The following is a 17349-nucleotide window of genomic DNA, read 5'->3' as shown; positions in this document are numbered from 1 at the left end:
GGAAATTTTTCCGCGCTGCCTGCCATGCGCTGCGGCACAAACGGCGCCAACACATGAAAGGCGGGCAAGAAACCACAGGGTTGCCCACAAAGTTATCCACAAGCGGAGCAGGTCTGCGGAGCAAGATGGCCCGGCAGGCCAGTGCGGATGGCGTTGCTGCACTGCGCCATAATCGCCCGCTGCCTTCATTGCACCGTAGAGCGGGGGAGATAAATTGCTGTCGATCATACAAGCCGCAGGCTGGCCCATCTGGCCGCTGCTCGCGTGTTCCATCCTGGCGCTGGCGTTGATTTTCGAGCGCTTCGTGGCCCTGCAGACCAAGCGCGTGGCGCCGCCCAGGCTGCTGGAAGAAGCCCTGTCCGTGTCCAGCCGGGGCGCGCCCGCGCCCGATGTGGTCAATCAGCTGGCGCAGAACTCGGCCCTGGGCGAGGTGCTGGCCACCGGCCTGCGCACCCTGGCCGCCGACCCCCAGGTCAGTGAAGGCGAGTTGCGCGCCGCCATGGAGGGCGCGGGCCGCAGCGCAGCGCTGCGCCTGGAGAAATACCTCAACGCCCTGGCCACCATCGCCTCGGCAGCGCCGCTGCTGGGACTGTTCGGCACGGTGATCGGCATGATCGAGATCTTCGGCTCGCAAGGCGGCGCCGTCACCGGCGGCGGCAACCCGGCGCAGCTGGCGCACGGCATTTCGGTGGCGCTGTACAACACCGCCTTTGGCCTGATCATCGCCATTCCGGCGCTGATCTTCTGGCGCTACTTCCGCAGCCGGGTCGATGCCTATTTGCTGACCCTGGAGCTGGCCGCCGAGCAGTTCGTGCGCCACCTGGCCCGCCTGGCCGGTGCGCCGCGCTGATGAGACCCATCGGATTGCCGCACCCGAGAGCATGGCCATGAACTTTCGCCCCCGCGCCAAGGAAGAGCCGGAGATCAACCTGATCCCCTTCATCGACGTGCTGCTGGTGATCCTGATCTTCCTGATGCTGACCACCACCTACAGCAAGTTCACCGAGCTGCAGGTGACGCTGCCGGTGGCGCAGGCCGAGCAGCTGCGCGAGCGCGCGCGCGAGATCGTCGTCGCCGTCTCGCCCGAGGGGCGCTACGCCGTCAACCAGGGCGTGCTGGAAGGCCGGGGCGTGGAGCCGCTGGCGCGCGCCCTGGCCGACGCCGCGCGCACTGGCGGGCAGGACAGCACCGTCATCATCAGCGCCGACGCCACCGCCCCGCACCAGGCCGTCATCACCGTGATGGAGGCGGCGCGCCGCGCCGGCCTGGCGCAGATCACCTTCGCCACCCAGACCCCGGGCGCAGCCCCCCGCTGAACTGCCAGCATGAGCGCACGACTGCGCCGTGCCTGGCAGCGCCGCGGCCCGCTGGCGCGGGCGTTGCTGCCGCTGTCGTGGCTGTACGGCGCGCTGGTGCGCCTGCGCCGCTGGCTGCACGCCCGGGGCAGGCTGCAGTCCGAACGCCTGCCGGTGCCGGTCATCGTGGTCGGCAACGTCACCGCAGGCGGCGCCGGCAAGACCCCCGTGACCCTGGCCGTGGTGCGCCACCTGCGCTCCAGCGGCTGGCGGCCCGGCATCATCTCGCGCGGCCACGGTCGCAGCAGCCTGGGCGACGCCGACGATGTGCGCCCGGTGCTGCCGGACAGCACTGCCGCCGAGGTCGGCGACGAGCCGCTGCTGCTGGCGCGCGCCGCTGCCGGCGTGCCGGTCTTCGTGGGCCGCCGCCGCGCCCAGGCCGGACGGGCGCTGCTGGCCGCCCACCCCGCCACCGACATCCTGGTCTGCGACGACGGCCTGCAGCATCTGGCGCTGCAGCGCGACCTGGAGATCTGCGTCTTCAACGACGAGGGCGTGGGCAATGGCTGGCTGCTGCCTGCCGGCCCGCTGCGCGAACCCTGGCCACGCCCGGTGGATATCGTGCTGCACGCCGGCCCGGCACCCGCCCCGGCACCGGGCGGGGCGCTGCAATTCGCCCTGCGGCGCTCGCTGGCGCCCCAGGCCATCGACGGCCACGGCCAGCACACGCCGCTGGCGGCGCTGCGCGGCAGGCCGCTGCACGCCGTCGCCGGCATCGCCCGACCGGAGGATTTCTTTGCCATGCTGCGCGCCTGCGGACTGCAATTGCAACACTCCGAGGCGCTGCCGGATCATTATGATTTTGATAGCTGGCAACGCTTGTCCAGCAAGGGTTTAAGCCTGATTTGTACCGAAAAAGACGCCGTGAAGCTGTGGCCGCGCCACCCCGACGCCCTGGCCGTGCCGCTGCAACTCGAGCTGCCGCCGGCCTTTTTCGCGGCACTCGATGCGCGGCTGGCGCGGCTGACGGCCTGACTATCATCGCCAGCGGCCCGCACCACCCGCCAGCCCCCTACGAACGACTGAAAGACGCCATCCATGGATCCGAAACTGCTTGAACTGCTGGTCTGCCCCGTGACCAAGGGGCCGCTGAGCTACGACCGCGAGCGACAGGAGCTGGTCTCGCGCAGCGCCCGCCTGGCCTATCCGGTGCGCGACGGCATTCCGGTGCTGCTGGAAAACGAGGCGCGCACCCTGAGCGACGAGGAGCTGCAGGCGTGACAGCGCCAGCGCCACCGCCCTTCACGGTGCTGATCCCGGCGCGGCTGGCCTCCACCCGGCTGCCCGGCAAGCCGCTGGCCGACATCGCCGGCCTGCCCATGGTGGTGCGCGTGGCGCAGCAGGCCGCGCGCAGCAGCGCCGCGCGCTGCGTGGTGGCAGCCGACGATGCGCGCATCATCCAGGCCTGCGCCGCGCACGGCGTGCAGGCCCTGCTCACGCGCAGCGATCACGCCAGCGGCAGCGACCGGCTGGCCGAGGCCTGCGAGAAGCTCGCCCTGCCGGACGATGCCATCGTGGTCAACGTGCAGGGCGACGAGCCGCTGATTGAGCCGGGGCTGATCGACGCCGTGGCCGCCCTGCTGGCCGCGCATCCCGGGGCCGCCATGGGTACGGCCGCACACGCGCTGGACAGCGCCGAGGAGCTGGCCAATCCCAACGTGGTCAAGGTCGTGCTCAACGCTGCCGGCCTGGCGCAGTATTTCAGCCGCGCGCCCATCCCGTTTGCCCGCGACCACGCCGCCGGCGACGCCTGGTGGCGCAGCAGCGCCGCGCCGGGCCTTGCGCCGCTGCGCCACGTCGGCATCTACAGCTACCGGGCCGGCTTTGTGCGCCGCTTTCCGCAGCTGCCGCCAGCGCCCACCGAGCAATGCGAGCAACTGGAGCAATTGCGCGCCCTCTGGCATGGCCACGCCATCGCTGTGCATGTGACCGCGCAGGCGCCCGGCGCCGGCGTGGACACGCCGCAGGATCTGCAGCGCGTGCGCGCCCTGCTGGGCGCTGGCGCCTGAACAGGGCGCGGCGCAGCTCCCGCACCGGCCCACCCGGGCGTCAGCCTGAAACAAAACGTGCGTGTTATTCTCGCCGCCCATCGCACGCCTGGAGCCACCGCGCCCGGGCCTGCGGGCGCCCCTGGCGGCGCAGCCGATTTGCAAAAAACCGAGAGGACCCACCCATGAGACTGATCCTGCTGGGCGCCCCTGGCGCCGGAAAAGGCACGCAGGCCGCGTTCATCTGCCAGAAGTTCGGCATCCCGCAAATCTCCACCGGCGACATGCTGCGCGCCGCCGTCAAGGCCGGCACACCGCTGGGCCTGCAGGCCAAGGCGGTGATGGATGCCGGCCAGCTGGTCAGCGACGAGCTGATCATCAACCTGGTCAAGGAGCGCATCGCCCAGCCCGACTGCGCAGGCGGCTTTCTGTTCGACGGCTTCCCGCGTACCATCCCGCAGGCCGACGCCATGAAGGACGCCGGCGTCAAGCTGGACTACGTGCTGGAGATTGATGTGCCCTTCGACGCCATCATCGAGCGCATGAGCGGGCGGCGCTCGCACCCGGCCTCGGGGCGCACCTACCACGTCAAGTTCAACCCGCCCAAGGCCGAGGGCCTGGACGACGAGACCGGCGAGCCGTTGGTGCAGCGTGAGGACGACAAGGAAGAGACGGTGAAGAAGCGCCTGGAGGTCTATAGCCAGCAGACGCGCCCGCTGGTGGACTACTACTCCGACTGGGCCAAGGCCGACCCAGCCAATGCGCCCAAGTACCGCGCCATCAGCGGCACCGGCACGGTCGAGCAAATCACCGAGCGCGCCCTGGCCGCCCTGTCGAGCTGAGCGCCCAGCGCCACCCGTGAACGCCCCGCCGCCTGCGGGGCGTTTTCGTTGGCGGCTTCCGTCGCGCCTGATGTGTTCAGGCCCGCGCCATCAGCTCCAGCATCAGGCTGATGCGTGCCTTGACCGGAGGCAGCCCCAGCGGATCGGCCCAGCGCTCATCGGCCTGCGCCAGCATCCGGCCCTGCGGGCAGCGCGAGGCCAGCCGGATGGCGACCCCGGCCTGCTCGGCGCGCAGCAGGGCGGGATACAGCGCCTCGTGCAGCGTGCCGTTGCCAGTCGCGGCCACGACCAGGCCGGCAAAGCCCGCGCCCACCAGCGCATCCACCACACTGCCGTCGGCGCCGGCATGGCTCATGACGATGGCCACGCGCGGCCATTGCATATGCCATTGCCCGCCCTCCCCCAGCCGCCCGGCGAGGCCGGCATGGGCCGGCGGCAACGCCTGCGGCGCGCAGCCATGCGCCCAGCGCACCCGTCCGCCCTCCACCCAGCCCAGCGGGCCGCCATCGCCCGAGGCGAAGGCATCCAGGCGCAGCGGATGCACCTTGCTGACCTCGCGCGCCCCATGTATCACCCCGGCGCCCACGGCCAGCACGCCGCGCGCCGCAGGCTGCGCCGCCAGCGTCACGGCATCGAGCAGATTCTGCGGCCCATCGGGCGCCAGCGCCGTGGCCGGGCGCATGGCGCTGGTCAGCACCACCGGCTTGTGCGCGGGCAACAGGTTGTGCAGCAGCCAGGCGGTCTCTTCCAGCGTGTCCGTGCCGTGCGTGATGGCCAGGCCAGCCACGGCCTCATCAGCCAAATGCACCAGGCAGCGCTGCACCAGGCGCGCCCAGACGGCGTGGCCCATGTCCTTGCTGTCGATCTGCGCCACCTGCTCGGCGCGCAGCGGGCCACGGGCCGCCTGCGCCAGTTGCGGCACGGCGGCCAGCAACTGCTGCACGCCCAGCTGCGCCGCCGTGTAGCCGACGTTGGCGCCTGCCACGTCCGAAGTCCCGGCGATGGTGCCGCCGGTGCCCAGCACCACGATGCCTGCTGCCATGCTCTTGCGTCCTTTGCAAAACTGTTCAAAAATACAGTTACTGGATCAAAAACCAGTGCTTTTTTGACCCACCTCGATTGAAGCGACCATGCTCGACCACCCCAAGCTCACCGCCCGCCAGCAGGAGATTCTGGACTTGATCCAGACCGCCATCGCCCGCACCGGCGCCCCGCCCACGCGCGCCGAGATCGCCGCCGAACTGGGCTTTCGCTCGGTCAACGCCGCCGAGGAACACTTGCAGGCGCTGGCGCGCAAGGGCGTCATCGAGCTGGTCAGCGGCACCTCGCGCGGCATCCGCCTGTGCAGCCACACGGTGCGCAACATCAACGCCGCGCGCGGCGCGCAGTTCGCCTCGGCCATTCCCGGCCTGAGCCAGCTCACCCTGCCCCTGGTGGGCCGCGTGGCCGCCGGCTCGCCCATCCTGGCGCAGGAGCACGTGGAGCACAGCTATGTGCTCGAGAGTACGCTGTTCCAGCACAAGCCCGACTACCTGCTCAAGGTGCGCGGCATGTCCATGCGCGACGCCGGCATCATGGATGGCGACCTGCTAGCCGTGCAGGCCACGCGCGAGGCGCGCAGCGGCCAGATCATCGTGGCGCGCCTGGGCGACGATGTGACCGTCAAGCGCCTGCGCCGTACAGGCCGGGCCATCGAGCTGCTGCCGGAAAACCCCGACTACCCGGTCATCCGCATCCAGCCCGGCGAGCCCTTCGAGATCGAAGGCCTGGCCGTGGGCCTGATCCGCAACACCCTGCTGGTGTAGCGCCTTGCGCGCCGGGCAGCTCCCCAGGTGGCGGGCGTCTGGCATGGGGGCAAGCCACAGCCCTACGTGCCAACCCTGGGGATACGCGCCCCGCCCTCGGGCCATTCAGTAATCCTGCCTGTGTTCTTGCTTTGGCCGCCCCTTTGTCAAGGGGTGTGGAGGAGTTTTCACATGGCGTTTACCCTGAGCAACTGGTTGTCCCCGCTGTCCATCCTGTCGAGCCTGCTCAAGCCAGCGCGCCGGGACAGGCCTGGCCCCGCCCCGGCTGCCACGCGGCAGCCAGCCCCGCCAGCCCCGGACTTCGCTGCCACTGCCGCTGTGGCGGCACAGCTGCCGCAGGCCTGCTGCGCCTGGACTTTGCCTGCCCCGCACCTGCGGGCGGTGCATTACGCCATGCCAACTGCCGCGCTGCTTGCCGGCGCCGCCTCAGCCGCCCCGGCCACGCCGGACTGCCGGCCAGCCGCTGGCGAAGGCCGGGCGCAGCGGCGCAGGCCGCCGCTGCGCGTCATCCGGCGCGATACGGCAGGCGATGCCTGCCGCCTGGTGATCTCCGGGCGCATGGCCGATGTCTGCGCGGAGCTCGACCGCCTGGCGCTGCACTGAGGGAGCGTCGGGTGCTGAGCTGAACGGACGCCCCGTCAGGCCACCAGCTGCGCCCAGACCTTGTCCAGCCGCTTGCTGCTGACCGGGTACGGCGTGCGCAGCTCCTGCGCGAACAGGCTCACGCGCAGTTCTTCGAGCATCCAGCGGTACTCCTGCATCCGGCTGTCGTGCTGGCCCCGGCGCTCGGCCAGCAGGCGCCAGTAGCGCTGCTCCAGCGGCTGCAGCTCCTTCATGCGCTGGGCGTCGCGTGCGGCGTCGGCGCGCTGCTTGTCCAGGCGCACGACCATGGCCTTGAGGTAGCGCGGCAGGTGCTGCAGCTGCACCCACGGCGTGGCCGCCAGGAAGTTGCGCGGCATCAGGCGCTGCAGCTGCTGGCCGATGTCGGCAGCCGCCTCGCGGGCATTCCTGGCGTCCTTGAGCTTGCGCTGGGCGGCGGCGTATTCCTGCAAGATGGTGGCGGCCAGGCGCGCCACCTCGTTGGCGATCAGCGTCAGCCGGGTGCGGCCCTCGTGTACGCGCTGCTGGAACTGCGCCTCATTGATGGGCAGCGGCTCGGCCATGAAGGCGCGCTCCAGCGCCACGTCGATGATCTGCGCGCGCAATTGCTCCTGCGTGCCCAGCGGCATGTAGGCCACGGCCATGGCCGTCAGATCGGGGATGTTCTTTTCCAGGTATTTCAGCGCGTCGCGGATCTGCAGGGCGAACAGCCGGCGCAGGCCCGCGCGGTGGCGCGCGGCAGCCAGTTCCGGCTCATCGAAGACCTCGATGGTCACGGCATCGCCCTGGTCGATCAGCGCCGCAAAGCCGATCAGCGTCTGGCTGCCGCGCGTGATTTCCATCAGCTCGGGCAACTCGCCAAAGCTCCAGGCAGTGTGGCGGGCTTCGGCGCTCAGCACCGGAGCCGCAGCCGCAGCTTCGTTTTTGATAGCTGCCAGCGCTTGTCTGGTGGTCTTTTGCGAATCCTTTTGTACTGAAACTGGCTCTGGATCAGCGCTGCCAGCTATCTTTAATGAAGCAAGCGCCTGGAATGCACCGCGTGCGCGCGCGCCCAGCTCGGCCTTGAGCGCGGCCAGATTGCGCCCCTGCCCGAGCTGGCGGCCATGCTCGTCGATGACGCGGAAATTCATGAACAGGTGGGGCTTGAGCATGTCCAGCTTGAAGTCGGCGCGCTTGACATCCAGCGAGGTCTCGTCGCGCACCACCTTGAGCAGCGCCTCCAGCAGACTGCCGCGCGCCCAGTGCTCGTCGTGCGTGAAGCGCTCGGCCAGCCGCGCCGCGCTCTCGGGCAGCGGCACAAAGCGGCTTCTGGGGCGCTGCGGCAGGCTCTTGAGCAGGGCCTGGAGTTTTTCCTTGAGCATCCCCGGCACCAGCCATTCGGCGCGCTCCTCGCTGACCTGGTTGAGCACGAACAGCGGCACCGTCACCGTGATGCCATCGCGCGCATCGCCCGGCTCGTGCAGATAGCTGGCGCTGCAGTCCACGCCGCCCAGCTTGACGGTGCGCGGGAAGTTGTCGGTGGTGATGCCGGCGGCCTCGTGGCGCATCAGCTCGTCGCGCGTCAGGCGCAGCAACTCGGGCTGCTGGCGGCTGGCCGCGCGAAACCAGCGCTCGAAGGTCGCGCCGCTGAAGACCTCCTGCGGCAGCTGCTGGTCGTAGTAGGCGTAGATCAGCTCATCATCGACCAGCACGTCCTGGCGCCGGCTCTTGTGCTCCAGCTCCTCGACGCGGGCGACCAGCTTGCGGTTGGCCGACAGGAACTGCCAGGGCGCGTCCCACTCGCCCTCGACCAGGGCGCGGCGGATGAAGATCTGGCGCGCCTCGTGCGGGTCGATGCGGCCGTAGCTGATGCGCCGACCGCTATAGACCACCAGGCCGTACAGCGTGGCGCGCTCCAGTGCCACCACGTCGGCCTGCTTCTTGCTCCAGTGCGGCTCCAGCAATTGTTTTTTCAGCAGGTGGCTGCCGACCTCCTCCAGCCATTGCGGCTCGATGGCGGCGATGCCCCGGCCATACAGGCGCGTGGTCTCGACCTGCTCGGCGGCGACGATCCAGCGCCCGGGCTTTCTGGACAGGTGCGCGCCCGGGTGCGGGTGGAATTTGATGCCGTGCGCGCCCAGGTAGGTATCCGCCTCCTCGGGCTTGAAGCCGATATTGCCCAGCAGACCCGACAGCATGGACAGGTGCAGCGCGTCGTAGCCCGCCGGCTCGGCGTTGAGCGGCCACTGGTGCTCGCGCACCACGGTGAGCAGTTGCGAGTGGATGTCGCGCCACTCGCGCACGCGGCGGATGTTGATGAAGTTGCTGCGCAGCAGCTGCTCCCACTGGCGGTTGCTGAGTTTGTGGGTGTCGCCCGCCTGATCCTGCGGCGGGAGGCTGGAGTGGGATGCCTGCGCCCGCTGCTGGCCCCCTCCCCGGCCCTCCCCCAGCGGGGGAGGGAGGCTCTGGCTCCTTCCCCCTTGGGGGAAGGCTGGGATGGGGGCTGCCCGCCCACCCCCCGTTTGGCCACCGGCAGCGCCGCCATGTTGCGCGGCGCCGCCGCTGGCGTGGCCGATTGCGCTGCCATCTCGCGCCGGCTCATGGCCACGGCCTTGCCGCCACGCGCGTCGTGCAGCCACTGCCACAGGCGCAGGTAGCCGCTGAACTCGCTCTTGTCGTCGTCGAACTTGGCGTGCTGCTGGTCGGCCTGCTGCTGGGCGTCCAGGGGCCGGTCGCGCACGTCCTGCACCGACAGGGCCGAGGCGACGATCAGCACCTCGGCCAGCGCGCCGCGCGTGCGCGCCTCCAGGATCATCCGGCCCACGCGCGGATCCAGCGGCAGGCGCGACAACTCGCGCCCCATGGGCAGCAACTGGCCGCGCTCATCGACCGCGCCCAGCTCCTGCAGCAGCTGGTAGCCGTCGGCAATCGCCCGGCCCGACGGCGCCTGCAGGAAGGGGAAGTTCACCACGTCGCCCAGGCCCAGCGACTTCATGCGCAGGATGACGCCGGCCAGCGAGGAGCGCAGGATTTCCGGGTCGGTGAAGGCCTCGCGCTGCAGGAAATCGTCCTCGGCGTATAGCCGGATGCAGATGCCGTTGGCCACGCGCCCGCAGCGCCCGGCGCGCTGGTTGGCCGCCGCCTGGCTGATGGGCTCGACCAGCAGCTGCTCCACTTTGCTCCTGAAAGAGTAGCGTTTGACGCGCGCCGTGCCTGCGTCGATGACGTATCTGATGCCTGGAACAGTGAGCGAAGTCTCGGCCACGTTGGTGGCCAGCACGATGCGCCGACCGCCGTGCGGCTCGAAGATGCGCTCCTGCTCGGCCTGCGACAGGCGCGAAAACAGCGGCAGCACCTCGGCATTGCGCAGGAGGGGCGAGCGCTGCAGGTGCTTGCGCAGGTGGTCGGCAGCTTCGCGGATCTCGCGCTCGCCGGGCAGGAAGATCAGGATGTCGCCGCCCGCAGCAGCGCCGGCGCCGGCCCACAGCTCGTCCACGGCGTCGGCGATGGCATCCTGCAGGTCGTACTCGCGGCTTTCCTCCCAGGGCCGCCAGCGCACCTCCACCGGATAGGTGCGCCCCGAGACCATGATGACCGGCGCCGGCTGGCCGTCGGCAGACGCAAAGTGCCGGGCAAAGCGCTCGGCGTCGATGGTGGCCGAGGTCACGATGACCTTCAGGTCGGGCCGCCGGGGCAGAATCTGCCGGAGGTAGCCCAGCAGGAAGTCGATGTTCAGGCTGCGCTCGTGCGCCTCGTCGATGATCAGCGTGTCGTACTGCTGCAGCAGCGGGTCGCCCTGCGTCTCGGCCAGCAAGATGCCGTCGGTCATCAGCTTGATGGACGCGCCCTTGTGCAGCGTGTCGGCAAAGCGCACCTTGTAGCCGACCACCTCGCCCGGGGCGGTGCCCAGCTCTTCGGCGATACGCTTGGCCACGGATGAGGCAGCGATGCGCCGTGGCTGGGTGTGGCCGATCAGCCGGCCACGCTGGCCGGGTGCGGCGTTGGCGCGGCCCCGGCCCAGGGCCAGCGCCATCTTGGGCAGCTGCGTGGTCTTGCCCGAGCCGGTCTCGCCGCAGACGATGATGACCTGGTGCTCGCTCATGGCCTGCATGATTTCCTGCCGGCGCGCGGAGACAGGCAGGGCTTCGGGAAAACGGATCTGCAAGGACATAGGGGGCGAAATTATCCCGATCCCGGCTTACTGGCGTGGCGGTAAGGCTGTTGGCAGGGATGTAACGATAATTGACACCATGTTTCGCCTCGCATCAACAGGACAGCCTCGGCATGACGGGCGGTCCGTCCAGTGGCTGCTGCTGGGCGGCAGTCTGCTATTGATGGCCATCATGCTGGCCTGGCTGCAATACGACGAATACCGTGCAGTGCAGGGGCGCGAGCGCGAGCGCCTGGCCGTGCAGGCCCGGGTCATCCACGACAACCTCAGCCGCCAGCTGCAGGGCATCAACCAGGCGCTGCTGGGCCTGAGCCAGGATCTGCCGCTGTGGCAGGCCGAGGACAACGACCTGGCCGGCGCCAACCGCCGGCTGCGCGCCCTGGTGGGCACCATGCCGGGCCTGCGGGTGATGAACATCCTGGATGCCAGCGGCATCGTCCAGGCTTCCAACCGGGTGGAGCTTCTGGGCGCGGACTTCAGCGAGCGCGTCTACTTCCGCTCCGCACACGCGGCAGGTGATCCGGACACGCTCATCGTCGGCCCGCCTTTCATGAGCGCCCTGGGTGCCTGGACTATGACCATGGCGCGCGTGCTGCACGATGAGCAGGGGCAGTTTGCCGGCGTGGTCACGGCCAGCGTCGATCCGCAGGAGTTCCAGACGCTGCTCGACTCGGTGCGCTATGCGCCCGACATGTGGACTGCCGTGGTGCATGGCAGCGGCAGGATGTTCCTGATGATGCCGCCGCGCCCGGATGTCGTCGGCAAGGAGCTGCGCCTGCCCGGCACCCTGTTCAGCCAGCATCTGGACAGCCGCCAGCCAGCCAGCGTGCGCTCCGGCATGGTTCATGCCACGGCAGAGCAGCGCCTGCTGGCACAGCACACCGTGGCGCCGGCCCAGCTGCGCATGGATCAGCCGCTGGTGGTCTGGGCCTCGCGCGATCTGCACGTCATCCATACCGCCTGGCGCCGCCGCACCTGGCAGCTGGCGCTGCTGTTTCTGGCCCTGGGCGGCGCTTCGGCCGGCGGCCTGTGGGCGCTGCAGCGGCGCCAGCGCCAGGCCATGCAGCAGGCGGCCCAGGCCGAGCAGGCGTTGCAGGCGCAGCGCGAGCGGCTGGAGCGCATCGCCGAGAACGTGCCCGGCATGTTGTACCAATACCTGCTGCGCCCAGATGGCAGCAGCGCCATGGTCTATGCCTCCAGCGGCATCGAGGAAATCTACGGCGTGCAGCCGCAGCAGGTGCAGCACGACGCCGCAGCCGTTTTCGCAGTCCTGCATCCGGATGACCTGCAGCAGGTGCAGGCAAGCATCGAGCAGTCTGCACGGCAGCTGAGCCTGTGGCGTGCCGAGTACCGCGTGCTGCACCCACAGCGGGGCCTGCGCTGGCTGTCGGGCCTGGCGCAGCCCCAGCGCCTGGACGCGGGCGGCGTGCTGTGGCACGGCTACATCCACGACGTCACCGACGCCAAGCAGCAGGAGCTGGCGCTGCGCCAGGCCAAGGCGGCGGCGGATGCGGCCAACGCCGCCAAGAGCAGCTTCGTGGCCAACATGAGCCACGAGATCCGCACGCCCATGAACGCCATCCTGGGCATGTTGCAGCTGCTGGAGCACACCGCCTTGCAGCCACACCAGCAGGACTATGTGCTCAAGGCGCACGGCGCCGCGCGCTCGCTGCTGGCCATCGTCAACGACATCCTGGACTTCTCGCGCATCGAGGCCGGGCGGCTGCACCTGGAGCAGCGCCCGTTTGCCCTGGACGAGCTGCTGCGCAATCTGGCGGTCATGCTGGCGGCAGCGCTGGGCGACAAGCCAGTGGAGGTGCTGTTCGAGATCGCGCCGGACACGCCGCGCACCCTGGTAGGCGATGCGCTGCGGCTGCAGCAGGTGCTGCTCAACCTGGCCAGCAATGCGCTCAAGTTCACCCCGGCCGGCGAAGTTGCGGTCTGCCTGCGCCCGCTGCGCTGGAGCGCCGATGCGGTGTGCATCGAATTCGCCGTGCGCGACACCGGCATCGGCATCGCCGCCGACCGGCTGGAGGCGATCTTCGACAGCTTCACCCAGGCCGAGAGCAGCACCACCCGGCAATACGGCGGCTCGGGCCTGGGCCTGGCCATCAGCCAGTCACTGGTGCAGCTCATGGGCGGGCAGCTGGAGGTGGACAGCACGCCCGGGCGCGGCAGCCGCTTTGCCTTCGCGCTGGACTTTGTCCTCGATGCGCGTCACGGCGTGCGCGCTGCGGGCGAGATCGCACCCGAGGGCGAGGCCGTCCGCCTGGGTGATGTGCGCCTGCTGATCGTGGATGACAACGCCAGCACGCGCCAGGCGCTGGCGCACATGGCGCAGTCCTTTGGCTGGGCCAGCGAATGCGCTGCCGACTGCGCCGAGGCCCTGGCGCTGCTGCAGCGTGCGCTGCAGCAGGCCCGGCCCTTCAGCGCGGCCTGCATCGATTGCGGCCTGCCCGGGGTCGATGGCTGGCAGACAAGCCTGCACCTGCAGGCCCACCTGGACGCGGCCCCTCCGGCGATCTTCCTGACCACCATCCATGGCCAAAAGCGCCTGCTTGAGCACCAGGCCAGCCTGGAGGACGGGCAGCCCCAGCAGCACCTGATCAAGCCCATCACCCCCTCGGCGCTGTTCGATGCCGTGGCCCAGGCCACTGGCGGCGCCTCGGTGCTGCACGGCAGCGCCCTGCCAGCCGACCCGGGCCAGCCCCTGGCCGGCCTGCAGCTGCTGCTGGTGGAGGACAACCCGCTGAACCAGCAGGTGGCCTGCGAACTGCTGAGGCAGGCCGGTGCCCGCGTCAGCGTGGCGGTCAATGGCCTGGAGGGCGTGGAGCACATCCGCACAGCGCTGCGCCAGGGCAGCCTGCCGGACGCCGTGCTGATGGACATCCAGATGCCGGTCATGGACGGCTACGAGGCCACGCGCCGCATCCGCGCCGAGTTGAGCGGCACGCTGCCCATCATCGCCATGACCGCCAATGCCCAGCCGGCCGACCGGGCGGCCTGCCTGGCCGTGGGCATGGACGACCACATCGCCAAGCCCGTGGATCGGGCCGACCTGGTGGCCGCCGTGCTGCGCCAGTGCGGGCGCCCCGACGAGGCAGACAGCCCGCAGCACACCGCCGCAGCCCTGCCCGCCCCAACTGCGCCGGAGCATGACGCTGCCGCCCTGCTCCGTGCGGATGAACTCGACCTGCCTGCCGCCTGGCAGCGCCTGGGTGGCGACCGCAGCCTGCACGCCCGGCTGGTGCAGGACTTCGCCCGGCAGCAGCAAGGCAGTGCCAGGCAGGCCCACCAGGCGCTGCTGCAGGGCGACCGCAGCGCCGCCCACCGCATCCTGCACACCCTCAAGGGCCTGGCGGCCACGCTCGGCGCCAGCGCCCTGGCCCGGCAGTGCGCAGCAGCGCAGGCGCTGATCGACCAGGGCGCCGAAGCGCCGGCCCTGCAGCAGACCCTGGAGCTTTTGCAGCAGACCCTTGACCGCAGCATTGCCCGTCTGCAGCAGACCTGCCAGATACATGTGCAGGAGCACGAGCAGGCCGCTCAAGCCGGCGCCGCCGCCCCGGACGCGGCGGCAACGGACGATCTGCGCCAACGCCTGCAGACCCTCGACCGCCTGCTGGCAGAAAACAACATGCGCGCGCTGGAGCTGGCCCAGGCGCTCGTCAGCAGCGACTCGCAGCGCCTCGCCGCAGTGCAGGACAGCGTGCGCCAGCTCGACTTCCCCCAGGCGCGCACCCTGATCACTTCCTGGCTGAACCAGCTTCCATGAGCTTCGATCCCCAACACACGGCGCCCCCGCTGCCCGACACCCCGACCGCGATCCCGAAGGCACGCCTGCTCATCGTGGACGACCAGCCCATCAACATCCAGACGCTGCACCGCATCTTCCAGGGCGACCATGAGGTCTTCATGGCCACCAGCGGCGAGCAGGCCCTCCAGTTCTGCCGCAGCCAACGCCTGCCGGACATGATCCTGCTGGACATCGTCATGCCCGGCATGGACGGCCTGGAGGTGTGCCGCCGCCTGAAGGCCGAGCCGCTGACGGCGGACATCCCGGTCATCTTCATCACCAGCCTGAGCAGTCCGCAGGAGGAGACGACCGCGCTGGAGGCCGGCGGCGTGGACTTCATCAGCAAGCCCGTCAACCCGGCCGTGGTGCGGGCGCGCGTGCGCACCCACCTGACGCTCAAGGCCCAGAGTGACCGCCTGCGCGCCCTGGCCTTCATCGACGGCCTGACGGGCATTGCCAACCGGCGCCGCTTCGACGAGGCGCTGGACGTGGAGTGGCGCAGCGCCATCCGCTGCAGCGAACCGCTGGCGCTGCTGCTGATCGATATCGACCAATTCAAGCGCTACAACGACCACTATGGCCATCCGGCAGGCGATGCCTGCCTGCAGGCGGTGGCAGCCACCATCGCGCGCCACGCCGCACGCCCGCACGACCTGGCGGCGCGCTACGGCGGCGAGGAGTTCGCCTGCCTGCTGGGCGGCAGCACCCTGGCCGGCGCCCAGGCCAAGGCCGAAGCCATCCGGCACGCCGTGGAGGAATTGCAGCTGGAGCACGCCACCTCGGCGGTGGCTCCGCATGTCACGGTGAGCCTGGGCGTGGCCGTATGCCTGCCGGCCCAGGGCGACGAGGCGCAGCAACTGCTGGCCGGTGCCGACGCCGCGCTCTACCAGGCCAAGGCCGACGGGCGCAACCGCCAGGCCAGCGCACCAGCCGGGATGCGCTATCTGGCCTGGCTGGAGCAGCGCGGCTAGGGGGCGGGGCGCTCAGGCCGCGCTGGCGGCGTCCTCGTTTTCCTGCAGCAGCCGCCACATGACCTTGCCGCTGCCGCTCTTGGGCAGCTGCGCCACGAAGCTGACCGCGCGCGGCGCCTTGTACACCGCCATGTTCTCGCGGCACCAGTCGATGATGTCCTGCTCGGTGGTCTGCTCGTGCCCGGCGCGCAGCACCACCACCGCCTTGACCGATTCGCCCCGGTAGGCGTCCGTCGTGCCGATCACGCAGGCTTCCTGCACCGCCGGGTGGCGGAACATCAATGCCTCGACCTCCGCCGGCCAGACCTTGAAGCCGCTGGCGTTGATCATGCGCTTCAGGCGGTCGGTAATGAAGAAATAGCCATCCTCGTCCATGCGGCCCAGGTCGCCGGTGCGGAAGAACCGCTTGCCGTCCAGCTCGAAGAAAGCCTGCTCGGTAGCGTCCGGGCGCTTCCAGTAGCCCTCGAAGACCTCGGGGCCATGCACCACGATCTCGCCTTGCTCGCCCTGGGGCAGCTCCTGCAGGGTGCCGGGATCGACGATGCGCGCATCGGTGCTCATGAAGGGAATGCCCAGGCATTGCTGCTTGGGGCGGTCAGGCGGGTTGCTGTGCGAGGGCGCGGCCGTTTCCGTCAGGCCGTAGCCCTCGGAAAAGCGCAGGCCGTACTGCTCCAGCAGGCGCTGCGCCACGGCCTGCGGCATGGCAGCGCCACCGCCGCCGATGTATTTCAGGCTGGACAGGTCGAACGAGGCGAAGTTCGGGCTGGCCAGCAAGTCGATGACCATGGTCGGGATGTTGGTCCAGTTGGTCACCTGGTAGTGCGAGATCAGTCGCCCGGCCAACTCCCGATCCCAGCGCGGCATCAGGATCAGCGTGGCGCCGCTGTAGATGCTGCTGTGCAGCACGGCCACCATGCCGGTGATGTGGAACATGGGCACCACGGCCAAGACCACGCTCTCGCTGCTGGCCGTACCCCACAGGGCGCTGGCCACGGCGTTGTGGTTGATGCTGCGGTGCAGGTGGACACAGCCCTTGGGCAGGCCGGTGGTGCCGCTGGTGTAGGGCAGCACGGCCATGTCGCCCCGCCCCACGGTGTGCGCGGGCGGCGCGTCCTGGCATTGCCGGGCATCCGTCCAGGCATGAACCTGGCCGCCGTCGAGCTGCACCGGCGGATGTTCGCCCAGCAGCCAGCCCCGCCAGGCCTCGGGCGGCGCCGCCGGGCCTTGCACATCGGCATCGAACTCGTCGGCCAGGCGGCTGACCAGCAGGTGCTGCAGGCGCTCGCCTTCGGGCAGCTCGTTGCTGGCACGCGCCAACTGCCCGGCCAGATCGGCAGTGGTGATGGCCACCCGGGCGCCCGAGTCCTGGATGTAGTGCTTGAGCTCCTCGGCCACGTTCATGGGGTTGATCGGCACCACCACGGCGTTGGCGCGCAGGATGGCGTAGTGCGCCAGCACCAGTTGTGGCGTGTTCTGCGCCAGCAGGAGGACGCGGTCGCCGCGTTGCACGCCGATGCCATGCAGCCAGGCCGCCAGGCGCTCGGTGGCGGCGCACAGCTCACCGTAGCTGGTGGAGCGGCCCAGGAAGACCATGGCCGGCTTGTCCGGATAGCGGCGGGCGTTGACGGCCAGGTTGTCCCAGACGCTGGTGGCCGGGACGGTGATGGCGTGCGGCAGGCGCGCTGGCCAGAAGGCGTAGTGGGCGGGGGTAGATGCGGGGACGGTAGCGCAAGGGGCGGTCTGGGTCACGGGAGTGTGCTCGTTGATGGCGCCGGAGCCGGCGAAACTGCGGGGTGCAAAGCTGCGGGGAAAGGCGCCAAGCCTAAGCCGCCGGGGCGCTTCCTG

12 protein-coding genes and 1 pseudogene are annotated in these 17349 nt (G+C 70.0%); 10 read left to right on the top strand and 3 right to left on the bottom strand.

All coding sequences use genetic code 11. From position 1 onward, the window contains the following. Positions 1-214: 214 nt before the first annotated feature. The 6 genes from IDM45_RS03610 (at position 215) to adk (ending at position 4185) form a co-directional block, all read left to right on the top strand. Positions 215-850 carry a MotA/TolQ/ExbB proton channel family protein gene (locus IDM45_RS03610; protein ID WP_209421663.1) on the top strand — a complete coding sequence of 212 codons (636 nt, stop codon included), beginning with the start codon at positions 215-217 and terminating at the stop codon, positions 848-850. 37 nt (positions 851-887) lie between these two features. Then, positions 888-1316: an ExbD/TolR family protein gene (locus tag IDM45_RS03605; protein WP_209421661.1), complete on the top strand. Its 429-nt coding sequence runs from the start codon at positions 888-890 to the stop codon at positions 1314-1316. 9 nt (positions 1317-1325) lie between these two features. Next, complete coding sequence (lpxK, locus tag IDM45_RS03600) at positions 1326-2330, top strand: tetraacyldisaccharide 4'-kinase (protein ID WP_209421659.1); 1005 nt, start codon at positions 1326-1328, stop codon at positions 2328-2330. A gap of 63 nt (positions 2331-2393) precedes the next feature. Then, positions 2394-2576: a Trm112 family protein gene (locus tag IDM45_RS03595; protein ID WP_209421658.1), complete on the top strand. Its 183-nt coding sequence runs from the start codon at positions 2394-2396 to the stop codon at positions 2574-2576. After that, the gene (gene kdsB / locus IDM45_RS03590; protein ID WP_209421657.1) at positions 2573-3364 is read left to right on the top strand and encodes a 3-deoxy-manno-octulosonate cytidylyltransferase; all 792 of its coding nucleotides are present in this window, start codon (positions 2573-2575) and stop codon (positions 3362-3364) included. The genes IDM45_RS03595 and kdsB overlap by 4 nt, the downstream gene beginning before the upstream one ends. A gap of 164 nt (positions 3365-3528) precedes the next feature. Then, a complete protein-coding gene (gene adk, locus IDM45_RS03585) occupies positions 3529-4185 on the top strand; it encodes an adenylate kinase (protein ID WP_209421655.1) in 657 nt (218 codons plus the stop codon). 76 nt (positions 4186-4261) lie between these two features. On the opposite strand, the gene IDM45_RS03580 is transcribed toward adk, so the two are convergent. Next, positions 4262-5227, bottom strand: coding sequence for an asparaginase (locus IDM45_RS03580; RefSeq protein WP_209421653.1), 966 nt, complete (start codon positions 5225-5227; stop codon positions 4262-4264). Positions 5228-5315: 88 nt separating this feature from the next. On the opposite strand from IDM45_RS03580, the gene lexA reads away from it, so the two are divergent. Together lexA and IDM45_RS03570 are read left to right on the top strand one after the other, a co-directional pair. Then, on the top strand, positions 5316-5990 hold the full coding sequence (lexA, locus tag IDM45_RS03575) for a transcriptional repressor LexA (RefSeq protein WP_209421651.1): 675 nt from the start codon (positions 5316-5318) through the stop codon (positions 5988-5990). Between the two features lie 171 nt (positions 5991-6161). Next, complete coding sequence (locus IDM45_RS03570) at positions 6162-6593, top strand: hypothetical protein (RefSeq protein WP_209424194.1); 432 nt, start codon at positions 6162-6164, stop codon at positions 6591-6593. 35 nt (positions 6594-6628) lie between these two features. On the opposite strand, the pseudogene hrpA reads toward IDM45_RS03570, so the two are convergent. After that, positions 6629-10740: pseudogene (hrpA, locus tag IDM45_RS03565) on the bottom strand (ATP-dependent RNA helicase HrpA). A gap of 79 nt (positions 10741-10819) precedes the next feature. Between hrpA and IDM45_RS03560 the strand changes: the two are divergent. Beyond that, the gene (locus IDM45_RS03560; RefSeq protein WP_209421649.1) at positions 10820-14512 is read left to right on the top strand and encodes a response regulator; all 3693 of its coding nucleotides are present in this window, start codon (positions 10820-10822) and stop codon (positions 14510-14512) included. Beyond that, entirely contained in the window at positions 14509-15504 is a 996-nt protein-coding gene (locus tag IDM45_RS03555; RefSeq protein WP_209421647.1) for a diguanylate cyclase domain-containing protein, read from the top strand. Before IDM45_RS03560 ends, IDM45_RS03555 begins: the two co-directional genes overlap by 4 nt. Before the next feature lie 12 nt (positions 15505-15516). Here the strand turns inward: IDM45_RS03555 and IDM45_RS03550 are convergent, their stop codons facing one another. Further along, positions 15517-17253 carry a long-chain fatty acid--CoA ligase gene (locus tag IDM45_RS03550; protein WP_209421644.1) on the bottom strand — a complete coding sequence of 579 codons (1737 nt, stop codon included), beginning with the start codon at positions 17251-17253 and terminating at the stop codon, positions 15517-15519. Positions 17254-17349: the final 96 nt, after the last annotated feature.

The sequence above is a fragment of the Melaminivora jejuensis genome (assembly GCF_017811175.1).
In the GTDB taxonomy this organism is placed as follows: Bacteria; Pseudomonadota; Gammaproteobacteria; order Burkholderiales; family Burkholderiaceae_C; genus Melaminivora; species Melaminivora jejuensis.
Note: the sequence above shows the minus strand (reverse complement) of the source record. Positions and strands in the feature narration are given on the sequence as shown.

Excerpts from the sequence above, each read along its gene's own strand:
- IDM45_RS03560 (WP_209421649.1), top strand. The coding sequence starts at position 10,820 with ATGTTTCGCCTCGCATCAACAGGACAGCCTCGGCATGACGGGCGGTCC.
- lexA (WP_209421651.1), top strand. The coding sequence starts at position 5,316 with ATGCTCGACCACCCCAAGCTCACCGCCCGCCAGCAGGAGATTCTGGAC.
- IDM45_RS03595 (WP_209421658.1), top strand. The coding sequence starts at position 2,394 with ATGGATCCGAAACTGCTTGAACTGCTGGTCTGCCCCGTGACCAAGGGG.
- IDM45_RS03605 (WP_209421661.1), top strand. The coding sequence starts at position 888 with ATGAACTTTCGCCCCCGCGCCAAGGAAGAGCCGGAGATCAACCTGATC.
- IDM45_RS03555 (WP_209421647.1), top strand. The coding sequence starts at position 14,509 with ATGAGCTTCGATCCCCAACACACGGCGCCCCCGCTGCCCGACACCCCG.
- adk (WP_209421655.1), top strand. The coding sequence starts at position 3,529 with ATGAGACTGATCCTGCTGGGCGCCCCTGGCGCCGGAAAAGGCACGCAG.
- lpxK (WP_209421659.1), top strand. The coding sequence starts at position 1,326 with ATGAGCGCACGACTGCGCCGTGCCTGGCAGCGCCGCGGCCCGCTGGCG.
- IDM45_RS03580 (WP_209421653.1), bottom strand. The coding sequence starts at position 5,227 with ATGGCAGCAGGCATCGTGGTGCTGGGCACCGGCGGCACCATCGCCGGG.
- IDM45_RS03570 (WP_209424194.1), top strand. The coding sequence starts at position 6,162 with ATGGCGTTTACCCTGAGCAACTGGTTGTCCCCGCTGTCCATCCTGTCG.